This window comes from Corynebacterium sp. LaCa78 (assembly GCF_046717505.1).
Lineage (GTDB): Bacteria > Actinomycetota > Actinomycetes > Mycobacteriales > Mycobacteriaceae > Corynebacterium.
Map to the genome: position 1 here is coordinate 161,433 of NZ_CP177112.1, position 19,615 is coordinate 181,047.

Annotated in this window: 17 protein-coding genes; 10 read left to right on the forward strand and 7 right to left on the reverse strand. The window is 59.0% G+C overall.

Annotated features, from left to right (window positions below):
• Positions 1 to 203 precede the first annotated feature (203 nt).
• From ACLI1O_RS00840 to tgt, 4 genes are all read left to right on the forward strand, one after another.
• Positions 204 to 845 (forward strand): heme oxygenase (biliverdin-producing), encoded by a 642-nt coding sequence (locus ACLI1O_RS00840; RefSeq protein WP_239270021.1) that lies wholly within the window; start codon positions 204 to 206, stop codon positions 843 to 845.
• Positions 846 to 932: 87 nt separating this feature from the next.
• Positions 933 to 1,793 carry an HtaA domain-containing protein gene (locus tag ACLI1O_RS00845; protein ID WP_239275837.1) on the forward strand — a complete coding sequence of 287 codons (861 nt, stop codon included), beginning with the start codon at positions 933 to 935 and terminating at the stop codon, positions 1,791 to 1,793.
• 228 nt (positions 1,794 to 2,021) lie between these two features.
• The gene (locus ACLI1O_RS00850) at positions 2,022 to 4,679 is read left to right on the forward strand and encodes an MMPL family transporter (RefSeq protein ID WP_239270019.1); all 2,658 of its coding nucleotides are present in this window, start codon (positions 2,022 to 2,024) and stop codon (positions 4,677 to 4,679) included.
• Positions 4,676 to 5,932 carry a tRNA guanosine(34) transglycosylase Tgt gene (gene tgt, locus ACLI1O_RS00855; protein WP_023029970.1) on the forward strand — a complete coding sequence of 419 codons (1,257 nt, stop codon included), beginning with the start codon at positions 4,676 to 4,678 and terminating at the stop codon, positions 5,930 to 5,932. The genes ACLI1O_RS00850 and tgt overlap by 4 nt, the downstream gene beginning before the upstream one ends.
• On the opposite strand, the gene ACLI1O_RS00860 is transcribed toward tgt, so the two are convergent.
• A complete protein-coding gene (locus tag ACLI1O_RS00860) occupies positions 5,908 to 6,600 on the reverse strand; it encodes a queuosine precursor transporter (RefSeq protein ID WP_239270018.1) in 693 nt (230 codons plus the stop codon). The genes tgt and ACLI1O_RS00860 overlap by 25 nt on opposite strands.
• Before the next feature lie 24 nt (positions 6,601 to 6,624).
• Here ACLI1O_RS00860 and gluQRS point away from each other — a divergent pair, with 24 nt between their 5' ends.
• From gluQRS to ACLI1O_RS00875, 3 genes are read left to right on the forward strand one after another with little or no spacing between them, the layout of a single operon-like run.
• Positions 6,625 to 7,518: a tRNA glutamyl-Q(34) synthetase GluQRS gene (gene gluQRS / locus ACLI1O_RS00865; RefSeq protein WP_239270017.1), complete on the forward strand. Its 894-nt coding sequence runs from the start codon at positions 6,625 to 6,627 to the stop codon at positions 7,516 to 7,518.
• Between the two features lie 13 nt (positions 7,519 to 7,531).
• Entirely contained in the window at positions 7,532 to 9,124 is a 1,593-nt protein-coding gene (locus ACLI1O_RS00870; protein WP_126318035.1) for a cation:proton antiporter, read from the forward strand.
• Positions 9,125 to 9,127: 3 nt separating this feature from the next.
• Positions 9,128 to 9,463, forward strand: a complete 336-nt coding sequence (locus ACLI1O_RS00875) for a hypothetical protein (protein WP_239270016.1) — start codon at positions 9,128 to 9,130, stop codon at positions 9,461 to 9,463.
• On the opposite strand, the gene ACLI1O_RS00880 is transcribed toward ACLI1O_RS00875, so the two are convergent.
• The 3 genes from ACLI1O_RS00880 to ACLI1O_RS00890 all read right to left on the reverse strand — a co-directional run bounded on the left by ACLI1O_RS00880 (position 9,460) and on the right by ACLI1O_RS00890 (position 13,286).
• The gene (locus tag ACLI1O_RS00880; RefSeq protein WP_239270015.1) at positions 9,460 to 9,708 is read right to left on the reverse strand and encodes a hypothetical protein; all 249 of its coding nucleotides are present in this window, start codon (positions 9,706 to 9,708) and stop codon (positions 9,460 to 9,462) included. The genes ACLI1O_RS00875 and ACLI1O_RS00880 overlap by 4 nt on opposite strands.
• 25 nt (positions 9,709 to 9,733) lie before the next feature.
• On the reverse strand, positions 9,734 to 11,275 hold the full coding sequence (locus tag ACLI1O_RS00885; RefSeq protein ID WP_411706896.1) for a molybdopterin-dependent oxidoreductase: 1,542 nt from the start codon (positions 11,273 to 11,275) through the stop codon (positions 9,734 to 9,736).
• Between the two features lie 773 nt (positions 11,276 to 12,048).
• Positions 12,049 to 13,286 (reverse strand): IS3 family transposase gene (locus ACLI1O_RS00890; RefSeq protein ID WP_411701846.1). Its coding sequence is split into 2 segments (ribosomal slippage): positions 12,049 to 12,959 and positions 12,959 to 13,286, totalling 1,239 coding nucleotides; the frame shifts between segments, so codons are not numbered across the junction.
• Between the two features lie 1,052 nt (positions 13,287 to 14,338).
• On the opposite strand from ACLI1O_RS00890, the gene ACLI1O_RS00895 reads away from it, so the two are divergent.
• From ACLI1O_RS00895 to ACLI1O_RS00905, 3 genes are all read left to right on the forward strand, one after another.
• Positions 14,339 to 14,920: a hypothetical protein gene (locus ACLI1O_RS00895; protein ID WP_411706897.1), complete on the forward strand. Its 582-nt coding sequence runs from the start codon at positions 14,339 to 14,341 to the stop codon at positions 14,918 to 14,920.
• 22 nt (positions 14,921 to 14,942) lie between these two features.
• A complete protein-coding gene (locus ACLI1O_RS00900; protein WP_349864389.1) occupies positions 14,943 to 15,116 on the forward strand; it encodes a hypothetical protein in 174 nt (57 codons plus the stop codon).
• A gap of 282 nt (positions 15,117 to 15,398) precedes the next feature.
• Positions 15,399 to 15,815 (forward strand): hypothetical protein, encoded by a 417-nt coding sequence (locus ACLI1O_RS00905; RefSeq protein ID WP_411706898.1) that lies wholly within the window; start codon positions 15,399 to 15,401, stop codon positions 15,813 to 15,815.
• A 35-nt stretch (positions 15,816 to 15,850) separates the two neighbouring features.
• On the opposite strand, the gene ACLI1O_RS00910 is transcribed toward ACLI1O_RS00905, so the two are convergent.
• The 3 genes from ACLI1O_RS00910 to istA all read right to left on the reverse strand — a co-directional run bounded on the left by ACLI1O_RS00910 (position 15,851) and on the right by istA (position 19,156).
• Complete coding sequence (locus ACLI1O_RS00910; protein WP_411706899.1) at positions 15,851 to 16,525, reverse strand: hypothetical protein; 675 nt, start codon at positions 16,523 to 16,525, stop codon at positions 15,851 to 15,853.
• Between the two features lie 196 nt (positions 16,526 to 16,721).
• Entirely contained in the window at positions 16,722 to 17,519 is a 798-nt protein-coding gene (locus ACLI1O_RS00915; RefSeq protein ID WP_349837246.1) for an ATP-binding protein, read from the reverse strand.
• A gap of 2 nt (positions 17,520 to 17,521) precedes the next feature.
• On the reverse strand, positions 17,522 to 19,156 hold the full coding sequence (gene istA, locus ACLI1O_RS00920; protein ID WP_411696935.1) for an IS21 family transposase: 1,635 nt from the start codon (positions 19,154 to 19,156) through the stop codon (positions 17,522 to 17,524).
• Positions 19,157 to 19,615 lie beyond the last annotated feature (459 nt).

Sequence of the window (19,615 nt, forward strand, 5' to 3'; positions counted from 1 at the left end):
AGCTAAGCACGCTGTGCCGGCAGCCATCTCAACGCCGCGCGCAAAACCCTTTTAAGGACGGTGCCGCGCCGTGCGTACCGCAGGCGGTGGGGTAGGGAGTTAGTCCTTTTGGTTGATTTCTCCCCACAAGTCTTGTAAATAAGGGTTGCCTAACCTTAAATTTATATTTAGAAGTTAGGTAAGCGTTACTTTGGAGGAAGTCAGTGACTGTGACACTCAAGAAACCATTATCCGTCGCATTGCGCGAGGAGACCGCTCACGCCCATGAGAACGCGGAGGGCTCGGCGTTTATGCAGCGACTTATGTCAGGTCGGCTGAGCGCTGAGGCCGCTGCCGATCTGAGTGGCCAATTGTGGTTTGTCTATGAGTCTTTGGAGCGCGCCGTCCGCGGCGTGGCGCAAACTTCAATCGCCGGTGCGGTGGCCGATCCACGCTTGGAGCGGCGCTTCGCTCTAGAGGCGGATTTGGCGGCGCTCGTCGGCGGCGACTGGCGCGAAAAGATCCGGATCCTGCCGGCCACAGCATCCTACGTTGCCCGCCTAGAAGAAGTATCCGGCAGTGCGGTAGAAGTGGTGGCCCATCACTATGTCCGGTATCTCGGTGACGTCTCCGGCGGCCAGGTGATTGCCGCGCGCCTCGGCACCCTCTATGACATCGAACCGGATGCGCTGAACTTTTATGACTTCAGCGCCATTGGCAAGATTCCGCCGTACCGCAAGGGCTACCGCGAACGCCTTGACAGCCTCATGCTAACCGAGGAACAGCGCGAGTCTTTGCTCTCGGAGGCGCAGCGCGCATTCGCCTTCAACTCGGGGATATTCGCCGAGCTTGATAAACGCCACTGATTTACTTTTTCCAATTTATTAATTAAGGTAAGGCTCGCCTAATTCACTAAGGCGAAGCTTTACCACTGCTCTCAAGAGGAGAAATTCATGAAAACAACATCCGTCATCGCTATTGGCGCGGTTGCGCTCGGCGCCGTCACCGCCCCAGTAGCCTCTGCCGATGAGGCTCCAGCCACTGTCCCCGCCGTGGAATCCGGCCAATTGAACTGGCCCATCAAGGAATCCTTCATTCACCACGTGGACACCAGCCCTCTCGCCAAAGGCGTAGTCAATACCACCGGAGGTGCGGAGAAGGTAGGAAAGGACTTCACCTTCCCCGTCGATGCGGCCCACACCACGGTGGATGCAGAGGGAAACGGCACTATAGGCACTCAGGGATCCGTGCAGATTCAAGGCTATCCAGGCTTTGGGCCTAATGGTTCCTACGGCGTCGACCTCACGTTCTCAGATATCAAGGTGGAGGTAGAAGGCCACAACGCCACTATCACTGCGGACTATAAGCTTACGGGCGCCTCGGGCCCGCTGAAGAACGAGCCGGTTGAAATGTCCGGTGATGACGCCGCAATCTCTACCTTCACGCTCACTGAGCCCTTGGTACCGGAAACCGGCAAGACTCACGCCACAACTGATGCCCCCACCTCGCTGACCCAGACGGGCTCCGACATCTTTTTGGGCAAGTACCCGGTGGGGCAACCGCTTGACGATGCCAACACGGATCTCACCGTGGCATTCGACGGCGCCTCCGAAAACCCTAAACCATCTGACCAGGTAACCCCAGAAAAGAAGCCTTCGGGCGACGACGCTGCAGACGACGGCTCTTCTTTCCACGGTTCTTCCTCAGGCAACCTAGGCGAGACCATCGCTGCTATTATCGCGCGGGTAAAGAAAATCAGCGCCTTCTTCTCTGACCTCGTTCTTCCCGGCCTGAGCTTGTCGAAGTTCGTTTAAATAGCGCGCGCTCTCTCGCGGCTGCATCGTCTAAGCCGCTCCGCCGTGGCCACCCGATCTAGTCTTTGACTGCATTGGGCGGCCACGGTTCTTTTTGGCCCGCCGCCTTGGCATCGTCTGTGAATAAGGGCCGCACGGTGGCTAAGTAATAGGGAATAAGGGGCACGGCAACTACACTAGGGCGAAGTTAAATCCGTCCGACTACGCGAATGCGAAGGTACATTTCCCGTGGCTAAACTCCTCTACCGGCTCGGACGTTGGTCTTTCCTTAATAAATGGAAAGTCATCGTTACCTGGGTGGTCCTGCTTGCTGCCGCCGGCGGCGCTACCGCCTTGTTGATGAAACCGATGACGAGCGAGTTCGCTATCAAAGGCACCCCATCCATCGATGCCACCTACAAGACGATGGACCTCTTCCCGGAAGGCGGCAATCCCGCCAACTCGCCGTCAGTGAACCTGGTCTTCCAGGCCCCGGAAGGCCAAAAGCTCTCGGATCCCGCCAATGAAAAGGCCATCAACGCGGTCATTTCCCACCTCGAGGACAACCTGGAGATGGGCGATACCATGCGCTTTGGCAATCCGCTTGAGGTCTCGCCGCGGCTACAAGATGAGGTTATCCACCAGTTCACGGAGATGGGGCTGCCGGAATCGTCCGCGCGTGCCGATGCCGATAACCTCGCGATGGTCAATGAGGATGAGACCATTGCCTATACCACCTTCGACTTCGACGCCGAATCGCCCTATAGCGTGGACCAGGACGATAAGGACATCGTGACGGAAGCGATGGACATCGGCAGGCAGCAGGGGCTTACCGTTGAGGCCGGCGGCGCCGGGTTTGGCGATGAGATTCGGGTCAATTCCACCTCCGAGGTTATCGGCCTTGGCGTGGCCTTCCTCGTGCTCATCTTTACCTTCGGCTCCCTGGTCGCTTCTGGAATGCCGCTGATTTCGGCCGTCATCGGGGTTGGCCTGGGCGCTTGCGGCATGCTGATTACCACGCACTGGATAGAGCTCAACAACATGACGCCGGTGCTGGCCATCATGATTGGCCTGGCGGTGGGCATCGACTATGCGCTGTTTATCCTGTCCCGCTACCGAGCCGAGCGCGCCCGCATGTCCGCCCCAGAAGCCGCCGGCATGGCGGCAGGAACGGCGGGCTCGTCCGTGGTCTTTGCCGGCACCACCGTCTTTACCGCGCTGTTTGCCCTGCTCATTGCGCGCATCGAATTCCTCACCGCCATGGGGCTTTCCGCCGCCGCAACCGTGGCCATCGCCGTCCTCGTCTCCCTCACGCTCATCCCCGCGATGCTGGGGCTTCTGGGGGACAAGGCATTTGCCGGCCGCATCCCCGGCGTGGCCGGCAACCCCTCCCGCAAGGGCAAGGTGCGCCGCGGCCCGACCATGGGCAATCGCTGGGTACGGCTGGTACAAAAGGTGCCCGGCTTGGCGATGGCCCTCGTCGTCCTCTCCCTCGGCGCCATGACCGCCCCCGTGCTCCACATGGATTTGGCGCTGCCTGCCGATACCACCTCGAATCCCGATACCACTCAGCGCAAGGCCGCCGACCTGATGGCCGAGGGCTTCGGCCCCGGCGTCAACGGGCCATTCCTCGCGGTTGTCGATGCCCACACCATCAACGCCAATTCCGCCGCTCTCGCCCCATTGGTGGCGGCCCAGGACGGAAACGACGACGCCGAAGAAGGCTCCGGCGAAGCACCCGCCGATTCGCCCGCTGACTCGCCCGGCGACGCAACTGGCCCTGCGCCTGAGCCCGCGCCCAACGAAGCCCCCGACCAGCCAGGTGAGCAGCCAGCGGACCAGCCCGGCGAACAACTGGCAGAACACCCTGCTGACCAGCCCAGCGAGCAACCTGCTGAGCCGGATATCGCCCCCGTCGCAGAGGTCGAGGACAAGGAAGAGGCCGCTGCGCCGACCAGCGCCGAGGACAAGGCGGCACTGGCGTCCTTCCTCTACACCGCGGATCAACTGAAGACGCTTGGCGGAGTAAAGCACGCGCAAATTGTTTCGGTCAGCGAAGACCAGCGCGCGGCACAAATTATGGTGACCCCGGAAACCTCGCCAACGGAAGCCGCAACCATTAATGTCGCGCACGCCCTGCGCTCTGCCACAAAGCAGATCGAAGGCACCACCGGCACCGAGATCGGCCTGACGGGCCTGACCGCCGTGCAGCTGGACATCACCGAGCGCCTCCGCGATGCCATGGCACCGTACCTCAGCATCGTTGTGGGGCTGGCGATCGTGCTACTGCTCGTTGTCTTCCGCTCCCTCCTGGTGCCACTGGTGGCGGGCCTGGGCTTCCTGCTTTCGGTTGGCGGCGCCTTCGGCCTGACGGTGCTGGTATGGCAAGACGGCCTGTGGGGCCTCGTCCCGGGCCCCGGCCCGCTGCTGTCGTTCATGCCGATCTTCCTCATCGGCGTGACTTTCGGCCTGGCCATGGACTACCAGGTCTTCCTGGTCACCCGCATGCGCGAGCACATCGCGCGGCATCCGAAGGGCACGTCGGGGCCCTATAATGCCGTCGACGAGGCCACCATCACTGGCTTTACCCAGGGCGCGCGCGTGGTGACGGCCGCGGCGATCATCATGATTTCGGTCTTCGTGGCCTTTATCAACCAGCCGCTGCCGTTCATCCAGATCTTCGGCTTTGCCTTGGCGGCGGGCGTGCTTTTCGATGCCTTCTTTGTCCGCATGACCCTCGTCCCCGCCTCCATGTTCCTCATGGGCCGCGCTACGTGGTGGATGCCCAAGTGGCTGGATAAGATCCTGCCTACCGTAGACATCGAAGGCACCGCGCTTGAGGAAGAATGGGAAGCACAACACGCGGATGATGGCCAGAAGACCAGGGAAGAGGAAGATAAGGAATGAAGGACTTAAGTTTCGACATCGATAAGCGCCTGCCCGAAGGCCCCGGCAAGCATGGCCGCAGTGGTGTTATCCACACTCCGCACGGCGATATCGCCACGCCGGCGTTTATCCCGGTGGCGACCAAGGCCACGGTAAAGACCCTGACGCCGGAGCAGATTCGCGCGACTGGAACGCAGGCGATTTTGTCCAATGCCTATCACCTCTACCTGCAGCCGGGCCACGACATCGTGGACGAGGCCGGCGGCGTGGCGAAATTTGAGAACTGGCACGGGCCGACCTACACCGATTCCGGCGGATTCCAGGTGATGTCTTTGGGCGTGGGCTTTAAAAAGGTCATCGCCATGGACTTGGCGGATCTCACCGAAAAGGATATTCGCGCCGCGAAAAGGGAGCGCATGGCCAAGGTGGATGAGGAAGGCGTGGACTTCCGCTCGATTATCGATGGCTCCAAGCACCGCTTTACGCCCGAAAAGTCCATGCAGATTCAGCACGGGCTGGGCGCGGATATCATGTTCGCCTTCGACGAGCTGACCACGCTCATTGATTCGCGCACTTACCAGGAAGAATCCGTCGCCCGCACGCACCGGTGGGCGCAGCGCTGCCTGGAAGAACACGACCGGCTTACCCGCGAGCGCTACCACCGCCCGAAGCAATCGCTGTGGGGCGTGGTGCAGGGCGCGCAATACGAGGACTTGCGCCGCCAGGCCACCCGCGGCCTCTTGGACCTGGACCGCGCCGCGCGGGAGAAGGGCCAGCGCGGTTTCGGCGGCTTCGGCATCGGCGGTGCGCTGGAAAAGCAGAACCTCGGCACCATCGTGGGCTGGGTCTGCGATGAACTGCCGGACGATAAACCGCGCCACCTGCTCGGCATCTCCGAGCCAGATGACATCTTTACCGCGGTCGAGGCCGGCGCCGATACCTTCGACTGCGTCGCGCCAACCCGCCTAGCCCGCCGCGGCGGCGTCTACACGCTCGATGGCCGCCTGAACCTCACCAATGCGCGGTTCAAGCGGGACTTTAAGGGTGTAGACGAGGAGTTCGGCGGCTACGTCACGGAGAATTACTCGCGCGCCTACCTGCACCACCTGCTCAAGGCGAAGGAATTTTTGGCCGGCACGCTGTGCACCATCCACAACGTGGAATTCATGGTGCGGTTAGTGGACAATATCCGCGCCGCCATCAATGGCGGCTACTACGAGGACTACCGCGATGAGTTCCTGGGCCGTTACTACGCGGCGTCGAAGGCGCGGTAATCCTCGCGCTTTTTCACCAGCTTGATAACCGCGGAGGTAATGGGCAAGAGGACGACCTCAATCAGTGTCTTCCACACAAAGCCCACCACCACGTAGTTGATGAATCCGCTCGTGGTGTCGATGCCGATGACGGGCGCGGCGATGGCGCAAAACAGCAAGGTATCGCCAAACTCGCCCACCACGGTGGAGGCGATCAGCCGGGAGAAAAGGCCCTTTTCGCCGCTGCGCTTCTTCATCGCAGTCAGCGTCCACGCGTTGAGCAGCTGGCCCACCAAGTAACCGGCCAGGGAAGCCAAAACGATGCGGGGCACCAGGCCCAGCGTGGCGGCGAAGGCCTCTTGGCCCTCATAGAAATCCGCCGCAGGCAGCCAGATGGCGATATAGAAACACACGACGGCGAGCAGGGCCATCGCAAAGCCGATGTAGATGGCGCGCCGGGTGGACTTGAAGCCGTAGCACTCGGATAAAACGTCGCCGACGATATAGGCCAGCGGGAAGAGGAAGAAGGCGCCGTCGGTCACGAGCGGCCCAAGCTGGACGCCCTTGGTGGCGTTGATATTAGAAATCAAAAACGTCACGACGAAGATCGTGACGAGCCAAGGATACAGAGTGGAATGAACGGGGATAAAGCGCACTTGAGAGGAGGGGGATTTTTCCATGCCCACCATTGTGCCAAACCGTATGCTGGGAATATGAATTCCGCGACCACCGGGGCGGGCCGCTACGCCCCGAGCCCTTCCGGCGATCTGCACTTTGGCAACCTCCGCACGGCGCTTCTCGCGTGGCTCTACGCGCGCTCGACGGGGCGCAGGTTTGTGGTGCGGGTGGAGGACATCGATAAGCAGCGCTCCTCCCGCGCGGCGGCCGAGCGACAGCTCGCGGACCTTGCAGCCCTGGGGCTGGAGTGGGACGGCGAGGTCATCTACCAGCAGGATCGCGAGGCCGCCTACGCCGCGGCGCTCGAGAAGCTGCCGGTCTACGAGTGTTACTGCTCGCGCAAGGATATCCGCGAAGCCTCCCGCGCCCCGCACGCCATCCCCGGCCAGTATCCGGGCACCTGCCGTGCGCTATCCGATGCCCAACGTGCCACCAAACGCGCCCAGCTCGCCGCCGATAACCGCCAGCCGGCGCTGCGCCTGCGCGCCGATGTCTCCACCTTCACCATCCACGACGCCCTGCACGGCGACTACACCGGCGACGTCGATGATTTCATCCTCCGCCGCGGCGGGCAGGATGGTGGCTGGGCCTATAACCTGGCGGTGGTTGTGGATGATGCCTACCAGGGCATCGACCAAGTCGTCCGCGGCGACGATCTCTTATCCTCCGCCCCGCGCCAGGCCTACCTGGCTTCCCTTTTGGGGACCACACCGCCGACCTACGTGCACGTGCCGCTGGTCCTGAATTCCGCGGGCAAGCGACTGGCCAAGCGCGATGGCGCGGTGACGATGCGGGATATGGGGGAGCAGAGGGGCATCGTCAAGCAGCTGGCGCAGTCTTTGGGCTATGAGGCGGAAACCGCCGCCGAGCTCTTGGCGCAATTCCGGCCAGAGGAATTGAGCCGCGAGCCGTATATTTGGCGCGCGTAATACTATCGAGCCCATGGAAGTTTTACTGGTTCTCATCGGGCTCATGCTGCTGACCGTCTTCGTCGTTGCGATCGGCGATAGGGTCGGGCTGCCGTGGCCCGCGCTGCTGACGATTATTACCGCCTGCGCCGTTTTCGTGCCGGGGCTGCCGCAATTCGACATCCCCACCGAGCTCATCCTTCCCATCTTCTTGCCGCCGCTGCTGTGGGCGCTGGCGCGGCGCACGTCCTGGGGCGTGATTCGCGGGCAGTGGGTGACCATCCTGAGCCTGTCCGTGCTCCTCGTCGTCGCCACCACCCTCGCCGTGGGCGCGACCGCTTACGCATTCCTGCCGGGAATTAGCATCGCCGCCGCCATCCTCATCGGCGCGGCCATCGCCCCGCCAGACCCCGTGGCCGTGGATGCGGTGGCCGAGCCCGCCGGCATCCCGCGCCGCATCATCACCACCCTGCAAACAGAGGGGCTGTTTAACGATGCCGCCTCCATCGTCGCCTTCCACCTCGCGCTCGCCGCCGTGACCCAGGGCGGCGATATTTCCTTTGGCAGCGGCGTGCTGAGCTTCCTCTATTCTTCCGTCGTCGCGCTTGCCATTGGCTGGCTCATCGGGCGGCTGACAGCGCTGTTTATTACCCACGTCCACGATGTGGTAGCGCGCAACGCCCTGACCTGGGTGGTTCCCTTCGCCACCTTCCTCGTGGCTGAGGAGCTGGAGGCCTCTGGCGTTATCGCCGTGGTCATCGCCGCCGTCGAGCTCAACTCGCGCGCCGATATCCAGGCCGAGGACCGGCTTTCCGGCCAGTCTTTCTGGGAGACCATGGAGCTGCTGTTTACCGGTGTCGCCTTCGGCCTTATCGGGCTGACGGTTAATACCGCCATCGCGGAGGTGGGCTCGGATTTGTGGCACTCCGTTATGGTCGGCGTGATCCTATCGCTCGTGGCCTTCGTGGTGCGTTTTGTGTGGATGTTCTTCTACTACCGCCTCAACGTCTCGCGCGGGCGCCCGCACGTTGCCCCGCTGCGGATGCAGGAGGTGCTGCTGATGACTTGGTCCGGCATGCGCGGCCTGGTGACGCTGGCGCTGGTGCTGTCCATCCCCACCGGCGTCTTCGCCTTCCACCACGAGCTGGCCGTTATCGCCCTGACCGTCTTGCTGGTCACCATGGTGCTGCCCGGCCTGCTGCTGCCGTGGCTGATGAGGCAGCTCGATCTCACGGAGGCTTCGCAGGCCGCCAACGATAAGATGCGAGCCGCGGTGGTTTCGCGGGCGCGCGCCGCCAGCATCGATGCGCTATCGCAATTCCGCCCCGAAGACGATGCCACCGGCGAGGCCGAAACGGTCGATCCGGAAATTTCCGCCAACGTCATCCAGTGGTTCGAGGACCGCCTGGGTGATGGCGAAAACCCCGCCGAGAATAACGACGAGCGCAAGCAGCGCGCCGAGGAGGCCCGCCGCGTCGCGCTGGAGGCCCGGCGCACCGCGCTTAACGCCGCGCAGAGCGAGCTCCTAGTCCTGCGCAAGGATCGGGCCTTCAATCCGGCCATCGTGGATGAGATACTGGAAGAGATCGACCGCATGGTCATCGGCACTAAGCACCGGGAGATTTAGCCCATGGATCCACAACACTATGCCGAGCTCGAGGACGCGATGGACTACCTCTACGATTTCCTCGACGAGGACTTGGCGGACCGCGTGCGCGCCGAGCGCGAGTTCGTTCCGGCGGGCTTAGAAAGCTTGCTTGCCGATGACTCCCTCGACGACTACGCCTGGCTCTGGATCAAGGATCCCGGGCCGAATGGCTTCCGGCAGTACCTGCGCGATGGCGGTTATTCCGAGGCCGAGGTGCGCCAGACCTTCGCGTGGGCGCGCAGCGAGTGGGGCATGAATACCCCACCGCATATCGCGTGGCTTAAAGAGGACGGCTACGAGCCGCCGCGCATCGATTAGGCCAGGCGGTACGGCCCCGCCTTGCGCACCGCCGCATCAATGACCTCCGGATCTACTGTGACGGACTCAGCGTGCTTGATGACGACATCCGCGGTGGCATCCCCGGTCATCTCGAAGGTGGCTTGGCCCATTCCCGTATCAGCAAAGATGCCGTAGAGCTTTTGCAGGCACTTGCGCACGTCATTGTCATTGCGGATGCCATCGATGGCGATGCGGGTTTCGGTGACAGAAGATTTATCAGTCATAGAAACAGATTCTAATCCTTCGGTGCTAGATGCGGCCGTTGAAGGCCTGGAGCGCGGAATCCTCGCGGGTGCCGCCGCCGCCATCGCCGTAGTCGGCGTAATCACCAATCCAGGCAATCCGCGATACCCACTTCACGGCCTTATACCCGTGGTTCGATTCCACGCGGGCGCGCACTGGGGCGCCCAAGTGCAGATCGATGTCCTGGTCATTGCGCGAAATCGCCAAAATGGACTGATTCTCCATGGCGGTCTCGATATCGAAGGCCGCGTAGAAAGGCTCGCGCGGGCGGTTATCGTACATCTTTTGCGCCAAGCCATAAGACTCGATGAGCACGTAATTGGCGCCTTCGGGGCGGGGGCAGAGTAGCTCGAGGACATCGGCAAGCTTGGGCCCTCCCCACTTGGAGGTCGCAGACCACCCCTGCATGCAGGTATGCGTGGCGATGTAGGACGTTTGCGGCAGCTCGCGCAACTGCTCAAGGGTGACGGTCTTTTCGGTGCCGTTGACATCATCGGCCACGGTAATGGCGTAGTTCTCCCAGCCATTGCGCTTGTACTCGGTCCACTCAGGGGATTCCTTCTCCGTCGGCGGCAGGCCGTTGGTCCAGTGGAAGGAGGAAATGGGCATCGGCGAGTCCTTGGTCTCCTTGGGCTTGCGCGGGTGGAAGTGGTTCAGCGAAAGCTTGCGGCCGATTTCGGTGAACGAGACCAAGAAATTATGCGCCCGGGCGCGGTCCGCCAAGGTCCAATAGGACAGGGCAATCCAGAAGATGATGACCGCCACGATGGTGATGACGACGGTGGTAAAGGCCTGCACATAGCGCTCGGTGGAGACGTCACCGAAGACGATGTGGACCATGTTGTACTCGCGGTGCACGAAGAAGACCAGCACCACGTGGACCAGGATGAACGCGGACATCAAGACCATGCCGATAAAGTGCAGCGACCGCGCACCTTGGTGGCCGCCCAGCATCTTTACAAACCACGGGAAGCGCACGCGGATGGCCGGCGACATCCCCAGGCCGGTCACCATCATGAAGGGCGCAACGATGAAGATGACGAAGGCGTAGGCGAGTTGCTGGAGGGCATCGTATGGCGTGAAGTGCTCGATGCCGGGCGCGCTGAGGCTGATATAGACCTTGAAGGTATCCCACGCCTCCGGGATGATGTCCCAGGAGGTGGGGATGAGGCGCTGCCACAGGCCGGTGGCAAAGAGCAGCACGACGTACACCAGGCCATTGAGGACCCACAGCATGACCGAAAGGCCGTGCCAGTGGCGGCCCAGGCCAATGTTTTCGCGGCCCGGCAGCGCCACGACCGGTGACCACGAAAGCTCGTCCATCAAAGAGGTATATACGCCCTCTTCCTTGGGCAGCTTGCGCTTGGTAAAACGCAGCCATTCGGTGCCAGGCGCGCAGTCATTGCGCCACCACAGGCGCGGCATGGAAGAAAGCATTTCCAGCCCGGAGCGCAAGAGCATGCCGATGAGTACAAAGTTGATGAGGTGCGTCGCGCGAAGCCACAAAGGAAAATCGGGGTTTTCGCCGAGAGCCAAGACATAGTCCATGGGGAGCGTCCTAGGGAGATAGTTTATGGGAAAAGGGCTATCTCTATTTTGACGGCTTTTCATGGATTAAACAAGCAGGGCGGATTCTAGGGGTCGTTGCAACGATGATGGTTATTTTGGTGTGATACTACCGGTTTGTGTCAGGGCGTTGCCGAGACAAATTCCTCTGTGCTGCACGCACGAACTTAGCGAGTATGCCGGCATCGCGGGCCAGTGGGGAAGTAGCGGGCAGTTCTGCCAGTATTGCTTGCAGGTGTTTGACTGCGCTGTTGGAGCCGTCTCGCGCGTACTCGTAGTCTCCACCGTGTCCGTGGGCTTTGATGAATAGGGCGCACAGGTGTGCGTCCTGAGCTTCATGAATAATGTCAACCATTCCCCCAGATCTCCTAGTCACCCCTTTTCCAAGTGCTTTTTATTTTTCCCGAAGCCCGCCACGCTATGACCAAGTTAACGACCTGAACGGAGGTTAGCCTCATAATCCAACCGACCCCTTTTTGTTCGGACTCCGCCTGTTTCGTGATGTTTACGTCACTACATTCAGCAGGATCGGGCTTACTACATTCAGCAGGATCGGGCTTCCCAGAGGTGAGAATTGCGATTGTGCATACAAGTCCCATAAAAAGAGGGACAAATATGGGAAACTTTGTTGTACTAGTCACCATAAACAGGCCTATGCCGACTAGCAGTAGGACCACGAAGGGGTCAAGTCCGTTTGAGTGGTGTTTCTACCTTTCGATGGGCCCGAACCCCGGAAAGTGGACACGGGGATTTAATCAAGATGCGATAGTAAGTGTAGCTGATCCGGCGGCTTCGAAGGCGTTCGGCGAGCGATAGCCGCACCACGAGTGCAAGCGCTTGGTGTTGTAGTGCGTGCACCACCGGAACACGTCCCGACGACATACGATCTGACTTGGGAAAACGGACTCGTCCTGGAGGACTTCCCGTTTCAGCGTGGCGTTGAACGACTCCGCCAACGAGTTGTCCGCGCTCGTCCCGATTGCTCCCATCGACTGGGTGACACCGAATCGTTCACACAGCTTCCGGTATTGCCCAGAGGTATAGACGCTGCCATGATCGGAGTGAAAAATCGCCCCGTCAAGGTTGCCTCGGACCCCGTGGGCCATCGTGAGAGCTTCTTCGACCAACTCCGTGCGCATGTGGTCGGCGATCGCGAAACCGGTCAACTGCCGCGAATAGCAGTCGATGACGGTGGCCAGGTACATATTCGACCCGTCCGCGATCGGCAGGTACGTGATATCGCCGACGTAGATGGTGTTCGGTTTCTCCGCGGTGAACCGGCGTTTCAGCAGGTCGGGCAACTTCGGAGCCCGTTTCGCAGACACGGTGGTCTTCACCCGGCGTTTTTTGGTGTAGCCGAACAGGCCCATCTGGCGCATCAACCTGGCGGTGCGCTTGTGATTGAAAAGGTCGTCGTTGGCTGGATCGGAATTGATGGCCGCCGTCACGCGTTTCGCCCCGTAACAACCGTTCTCGGCCGTGAACACGGCCTTGATCCTCGCTCCCAGCACCGCGTCGTCAAGGACGCGTCGCCGGCGGGCAGGAGCAGCTGATTTCCATTTGTAATACGAGGACCGGTTGATCTTCAAAACCTCACATAACCGCTTGACCTCGTAGAGGCCTCGGTTGTCATCAACGAACCGGAAGCGGTTCACCAGTTCGTCTCTTCCGCGAAATATTTGGCCGCCTTGCGGAGAATCTCTCGTTCCTCCCGGAGCTTGGCGTTTTCGCGTTCCAGCACGCGGATGCGTTCGGCGTCGGAGAGTCCTTCAGCAGGCGTGCGTGCGCTGTTGGCTGCGGCAATGGGGCTGGCGACTTTTTCACCGTTGGCGTTGGTTTTGGTGCCGGTGCCGAAGGCGTCGAGCCAGGTGCGCAGGGAGTTGCGGTTGACCCCGAGATCGGAGGCGATCGCGTTGAGCGTTGCTCCGGGGGTCGACTCGTACAACGAGACTGCGTCGCGCTTGAACTGCTCGGTGTAGGTCTTGCGTGGCATGGTGGAAAGGTACCTCACTTCCCCAGCGAGATGCTGGTTTCAAGGTGTCCACCATCTGGGGGTCAGGTCCAGCTGTGGATCGTGGCCATAGGGTCGGCAAGTATCGCGCCCAAGGCAGCGCCTAGTGTGAGCGAGAGCAGCTCAGAAAGTCGCCTAAGACTGGTGTGGGGGCGTGGGGCTCTTTTCATAGATTCCTCCTTGCACGTCCCGTATTTCGGTCGTGCGGAAAAGGAATATCGCAACCGTCGCGTTGTCCAACTCCAGGCGCTCGGTCTGGACTGCAGCCCGAGCTGTCCGGCTCGGCTGCCCCGATTCAGTCCTCGCGTACTCAATCGCGCAGAAGCCCCTAGCCTTCCGTGTGGGTACCGCTGCCGGGCCTTTAACCGCTTAGACGGGTGCACAGCGCGCCGTGTGACGCCGCTGCACCGCCCCGCAGGGCTGACAAGCACGGTCGGGCGGAATGTACCCAAATATGTTGCTGTCCCACCCGCCAGTCCTGGCGGACAAGCCGGGCAGTCTTGCGGCGGTCTGTCGCCTGATTTTCGGGACGGAAGAACCGGCCCGAGACCACGCCGCGAAGCGGCTGGGGAACACGCACTATATGCACTCTTAATGAGAATCGGGATAAGGCGGCTCCGGGGGGCTTCAGCTCGTTGCAAATGTGCCCAATGGCTATCCCAGGCGATGTGCTCTGGGTTCTTAGTCATCAGACCGGAGTAGCCCTTGTCGCCATCGACGGAGCGGCGTAGGACAGCGGCTTGCGTTTGGCGCGTACTCGGTGCGGGGTAATGGCGTTGTCAGCGATTAGACTGCGTGTGCGGGCCCGTTGTGCGGGTTTCCACCACAGCTTAGGAGCTAGTCGCGTCTGTCCCACATCGCGCGCAGAAGCGCGTCAGGGTGGGCAATATCGACCACTAAAAGGTTATTCATCGTGCTTGGGTTGGCTTGGACGTAGCACTGCCAAGTGCCTTCTCGCGTGAGGTGTGATAGATGCCCTCACACAGTTCGTCAAAGCTATTGCTCGTATTTTGGAACGCATGTAACCTCGGGAGGTGAACCACCTCTCCACCTCTCTAGAAATTAGGAACACTATGAGAACTCAGTCAAAAGCACTGACGGCACTAGCTTCCGTAGCTATCCTTTTTGCCGGTCAGGGACTAGCCTCCGCTGCAGAAAAGGACGATCCTACAACCCCTCAAGAGCTCCAAGAACAGACCGCTGCAGAAGGATCAATCACTCCGGAGGTTCTGGATCAAGCTTTTGAGGAACTAATCAACTCGGATGTTCCCCGAACTGTAAATGACGACTCCACCGTAACCTTCGACCTCGAGCACATGGATCTAACGTTAAGGGATCCACATGCCGTCACCCCCTATGTGAGCGGAGGAAAAGAAAACGGGGGATTCTGGGTAGAGTTCACCCCTCTTGAGCAGGACATGATCATCAGCGGATCGGGGCTTGCCCTAGGGACCGCCATCTGCGCCATTCCCGGTGTCGGGTGGGCTGCCTGCACCGTCGTTGAAGCCATCATCACCGGGGCAACAGTAGTCCTCAGCCACAACAAGGGCTGCGATAAACGCATAAAAGTCCATTACACGTGGGCCGGAAACGTCCGTGACAGCGAGTGTGCTTAACAATCAAGTGTGAAGAGAAATAATGAACAGACATAAAATATCTCCCAATGCGATTGTCGTTGCACTATTTGGGCTGGCAATTTCAGGTTATGTCGCCATCGCAAACAAGTCGATCCTCGGATTTTTTGTCCTCATACTGCTCACCATAGTTGCATCAGTACTGGTCAATCGCGTCAAAAACAGTCATCAGGAATAACCAGTGAGTAAATCTGCATAAATGCGTACTTAATTCTTTTATCTACTAAGTACGGATAACTTCCTGTAAATGTCCTCCCCAGTGCTTCTAGTGAAAGGAGATGCTGGGGAGTTCCTTTTATTGTGCGCTTCTTGATTTCTAGTGCTCGTGTAAACAGCAGAACGAAAATCGTCGTGGCAAGCGCTGTCTAGTGAATAGGCAGCGCTCCATTTCGTTTTGGCCCTTATTCTCTGGAATTGTTTGTGCAATATGGTGTGCACACTCTAATGCGACCATTACTACATGGTGAAGATTATTCATGTTTCAGACCGGAGGCGACGACCGTTTCGCACGGCCAAGCAATTTGAATTAACCGATCGAGATCGGCTCCTTTTTGACTGGTTGACCGCGTTTGAAGCTATGACGCGCGACCACGTTGTCAGGCTGTGGGGGATTAACCATTCGGGAGCTTCTAAGCGTCTTCGGGTGCTCCGAGACAAAGGGTTCATAGACGATAAAAGCGTTTTCACGGGCTTTCCCAGCATTCTCACCATCCCAGCAAAGGCTGCAGGCACAGTAAATGGACGCACATTACTGATAAAGGAAATGCTGTCGGAGACTTCAAGCCTCCTCGCTTTAACACAGGTGGAACCCTGGCACACACGCTTTTTGTTATGGATTCAGCTCTATCCTGGTCAATTTATGGGCACACGGTCGTAAGCGAGCGATGAAAGACCAGGACCGTAAGCACCACACTAGCGGACGCAACCTCTATCGAATCTGTTGAGTTCATAGGTGGTGTTGTGGGATCCGTCGGTGTCTACACACATGATGGTGTTCAGACGACGTGCGAGGGCTTGTCTTCGTGATAATGGTTCCCACGTGTAGAAGGTCCAGGGCGCTTCGTTGGATACAAGCACCACTTGGTTAAAGCGAGCTGTTTTGTTGGTGTAGCGAGCTGGAAGCGTCGTTGGCCAGAAATCGAGGATATTAAGGAGCGTACTGAGGCGCATTTCTCCGTCGAACTCGTCTAGAATGAGCGTTTCTTCTCCCATATAGCCATCAAATGGGTTTTTATAATCAGTGACGCGGTAGTAGCTCGTATCGCCCAGTTCGACAGCAAGACTGGTCTTCCCCGTTCCAGGTGGCCCGTAAAGCCAGATGACCTCTAGCTGGCGAGGCTTAGTGTGGCGGGAGCGGTCACGGGCAGAGACGAGTTTTTCGACGAACAACGTCATGCGCGCGGCTTCCGGGACTTGAAGGAAAACCTCGTCAGCAGAAAGCCCTTTCTCAAGGACTGCTTCACGAACTGCCTCGACATCTTTACGTCTTCCTCTTTCGTCACTGTGTCTAATCGTGCCGTGTTCTAGCCTTGGTTCTCCAGTGACACGAGTTGTTTCTTTGGTGACGTACTCGACGGCCTGTTGCATGGGACCACGACGGGGTTCTAGATGAGCGGTTGGGAGTCTTCTTTTGAGCGTGGAAAACCTAATAGGGGATTTTCCACCGTCGATAAGTAGCTGCCAGTGGCGGTATCCATCTGACGCGGGCTTGTTTTAGGGACCGGTAAGGCGGTACCAGGTACCGGGGTGGCGGTAGCCGCCCGGTAGCCGGTTTTACCCCCGCTTATCGTTTGGACCGTTGACGTTGCTTGAGCTGTTTGCTAAGTGTTCCCCTTTCTTCTTGGAAGTCGTCACGGGTGCGCATGTCTTCACCGATGAGGGTGAGTTTGCTGCCGTTGTTTGCAAGTCGGGATAGGACAGCGTCGGCGATCGCGTTTTCACTAAAGACGCTGTACCAGTATTCCGGCTCGTGCTGGCTGACGATGACGGTTGAGGAATGCTCCCGCTTGACCAGGAGGTTGAATACCTGGGCTAAGGCGAAGGCAGATACGTCCGTGGCCAGGAAGTCGTCGATGACCAACACAGCCGGCTTTGTCAGTTCCTCAAGGAGGGCTTTGCGCTCATAGGCAGCGTCGGCTGTGGCGTCGAACTCGTCGGCTAAGTCGGCGAGTCTAAAGTAGCGTGCGGTTAGTTTATGCCGGCACGCAGCCACGGCTAGGCCTTGGGCGAGGAAGCTTTTGCCGGTGCCGGTAGCTCCCACGATGGTTAGATCTCTGCCGTAGGTAATCCAGTCGCAGGTAGCTAACCGCTCAATACGGTCTGGAGTGATCCCTCGGTTGCTGTGTGCTTCAAAGCGTTCCAAAGCCGCAAGCGCGTTGGGTAGCTTGGCGGCTTTGACGAGTTTTTCGATTACTTTCGAATCACGTGCAGCTACCTGAGCATCGAGAGCTTCTTTGATCTTGTCTTCAAAGGAGTCCAAGTCACGACTGGGATCGTTGACGATCTCCTGCAGCGTCGTGGCAAACACACGCATCCCGCGAAGAGAACCGAGCAGTTCGAAGTCTTCATCGGTAAGAGCCATGGCTATACCTTCCATTCTTTATCAGTGAAGGCAAACGCCCCGGCCCCGCGTACATGCGACACAGAGTCCGGCGTGTCCGCCGTGGGCTGTTGGCGGTGCGCACGCGTAGTGTCGATGGCCGTCGACAGTGGTACATCGGTGGGCAAATACGCCTGTGCTGCGGCCTGTTTTAGATCCTTGAGCTCTTGGGCTACTTTGTTGACGCTGGGGACTGCTTTGCGCGATAACAGCTGACCACAGGCTTGTTCGAGTTCGATTCGGGAGTAATCCTTCGATAGGTTCAGTACGCCCAGAACGCTAGAATATGCTTGGGCTTCGACTTTACGAGCGTTAAACATCTGGCCGATGAGCTGTGCTGTCGCGGTCCCAATACTTTTCGCCCAGTCTTCCAAGCGTTGCCGGTTCCACTGGGTGTTTAAGTCCTTATGGTTGTCGGGGACATGCTCATCCAAGGTGGAGTAGCCATAATTAGCAGGGGCAATACGATGTGAAGCAACAATCTCACCGTCGTAGAAGACATCCAGATAGTCATCAAAAAGTTGCACGTCGACGAACTTGCCCGCTAGCTTCCACGGCACTGAATACCAGTGATTGGCGATCCGGATGTGGTAGTTCATTGCGACCTTGGACTTCTTCCACCGCGACCACGACCACCGCCGGTCGGGCAATGGGCGCAGCAGCTGTTGCTCATGGTCTTCAAACAACTGGCGACGAGAGATATCCTGCCCGCGGAAGGGACGGCGATCGTTGATGAAATCGCTTTGGTCCTCGAGGGCCTTATTGAGCATGTCGAAACTGTAGAACTCCTGGTCGTCGAGGTATTCCACGCACCATTGCTGGGCAATATCCACGGCCTTTTCAACATTCGCCTTATACCGCGGCCGGTAGCCTTTCGCCGCAGTAATACCTATCTGATAGAAATCGGCAAATGTAGAATACTCCGCAACCGGGATACGCCCCCGCAGCCCACAGGAAATCTGTTGCGTGGCTGTGAGCGCGTTATCCGGGATCAACCGCAGCGGACAACCACCGAAATACTCCAAAGCCGCACGGTGGGCTAAAAGCCACGACCGCATTTTTTGATCCGGCCACGCCGATACATGCATCATCCCTGAGTGCGGCAATGAAGCTACAAACAAGTGCGCGGTAACCCGCTGGCCTGAGACAGGATCCACAACGACCATTCCATCGCCCGACCAGTCCACCATGAGCTCGTCACCGGGATCGTGATTCAGTGGCGCTGACAGCTGATGAACATCGACATAATGCTCAAACAGCGAACAGTACTGTCGATACGAATAATGACGCTGACCAGTACCAACAGGGAACTCCAGGTACTTGGCGTGCGCGACTTTCAACGTCACGCGCTTGCCAGAGACCATCCGCTCAGCAACCTTTTTGAAATCCGGTGCGAGGAACTCCGCATCGTTGCGACGCCGGTTATCCGGAAATAGCTCCTCTAACTGGGCATTCGACAATCCAGCAATCCCACGAGCATCGAGTCGATGGTCCCTTACAACGCGACTGGCCTTATCAATCGTCGACTTCGAGACCCCTAAATCGGCTCGAATCTGGTTCCAGGAACGATTCCCGGCAACCAAGACAAACATGATGGCACGGTAATCCGTCACCACCATCACTCCTTCCACGTGAACGCGACCCACGCGTACACACTGCGTGGGCCGTCCACTAAAGAGTGCCTAAAAACTACCCCCGGTACCCGATATCCGCACCGGTCGGTACTCGATACCGCCCTACCGGTACTAAATAGCGTCGCGCGTCAATCCATCCTCTTCGCCTTCTTCGAGCTGTCCTAGGTAGTTGTATGAGCTAAGTGCTTCTTCTATCTCCTTTCGGCTCATCTTCTCTGCTGATATTGTGGCCATCCATGACCGGGACTGCATTGTCTTGCTACATTTTTTGCTACGCATTGCTTCACCTGAATACCCCTTCTGAGCTGGGTTGATACATGCTACATAGGTGCCGGTAACACTACACCGGCACCTTTCTGCTGCCGCGGCGGCATTCGCCGCCTTGCCACGAGGCTCTTGTTAATACAAGATGCGTTCGTTCGACTTATCAGCGTGGGTTCTTAC

Coding starts and splice junctions, on each gene's coding strand:
- ACLI1O_RS00845 (WP_239275837.1), top strand. CDS start 933: ATGAAAACAACATCCGTCATCGCTATTGGCGCGGTTGCGCTCGGCGCC.
- tgt (WP_023029970.1), top strand. CDS start 4,676: ATGAAGGACTTAAGTTTCGACATCGATAAGCGCCTGCCCGAAGGCCCC.
- ACLI1O_RS00860 (WP_239270018.1), bottom strand. CDS start 6,600: ATGGTGGGCATGGAAAAATCCCCCTCCTCTCAAGTGCGCTTTATCCCC.
- gluQRS (WP_239270017.1), top strand. CDS start 6,625: ATGAATTCCGCGACCACCGGGGCGGGCCGCTACGCCCCGAGCCCTTCC.
- ACLI1O_RS00870 (WP_126318035.1), top strand. CDS start 7,532: ATGGAAGTTTTACTGGTTCTCATCGGGCTCATGCTGCTGACCGTCTTC.
- ACLI1O_RS00875 (WP_239270016.1), top strand. CDS start 9,128: ATGGATCCACAACACTATGCCGAGCTCGAGGACGCGATGGACTACCTC.
- ACLI1O_RS00880 (WP_239270015.1), bottom strand. CDS start 9,708: ATGACTGATAAATCTTCTGTCACCGAAACCCGCATCGCCATCGATGGC.
- ACLI1O_RS00885 (WP_411706896.1), bottom strand. CDS start 11,275: ATGGACTATGTCTTGGCTCTCGGCGAAAACCCCGATTTTCCTTTGTGG.
- ACLI1O_RS00900 (WP_349864389.1), top strand. CDS start 14,943: ATGAACAGACATAAAATATCTCCCAATGCGATTGTCGTTGCACTATTT.
- ACLI1O_RS00905 (WP_411706898.1), top strand. CDS start 15,399: ATGGTGAAGATTATTCATGTTTCAGACCGGAGGCGACGACCGTTTCGC.
- ACLI1O_RS00910 (WP_411706899.1), bottom strand. CDS start 16,525: ATGCAACAGGCCGTCGAGTACGTCACCAAAGAAACAACTCGTGTCACT.
- ACLI1O_RS00915 (WP_349837246.1), bottom strand. CDS start 17,519: ATGGCTCTTACCGATGAAGACTTCGAACTGCTCGGTTCTCTTCGCGGG.
- istA (WP_411696935.1), bottom strand. CDS start 19,156: ATGGTGGTGACGGATTACCGTGCCATCATGTTTGTCTTGGTTGCCGGG.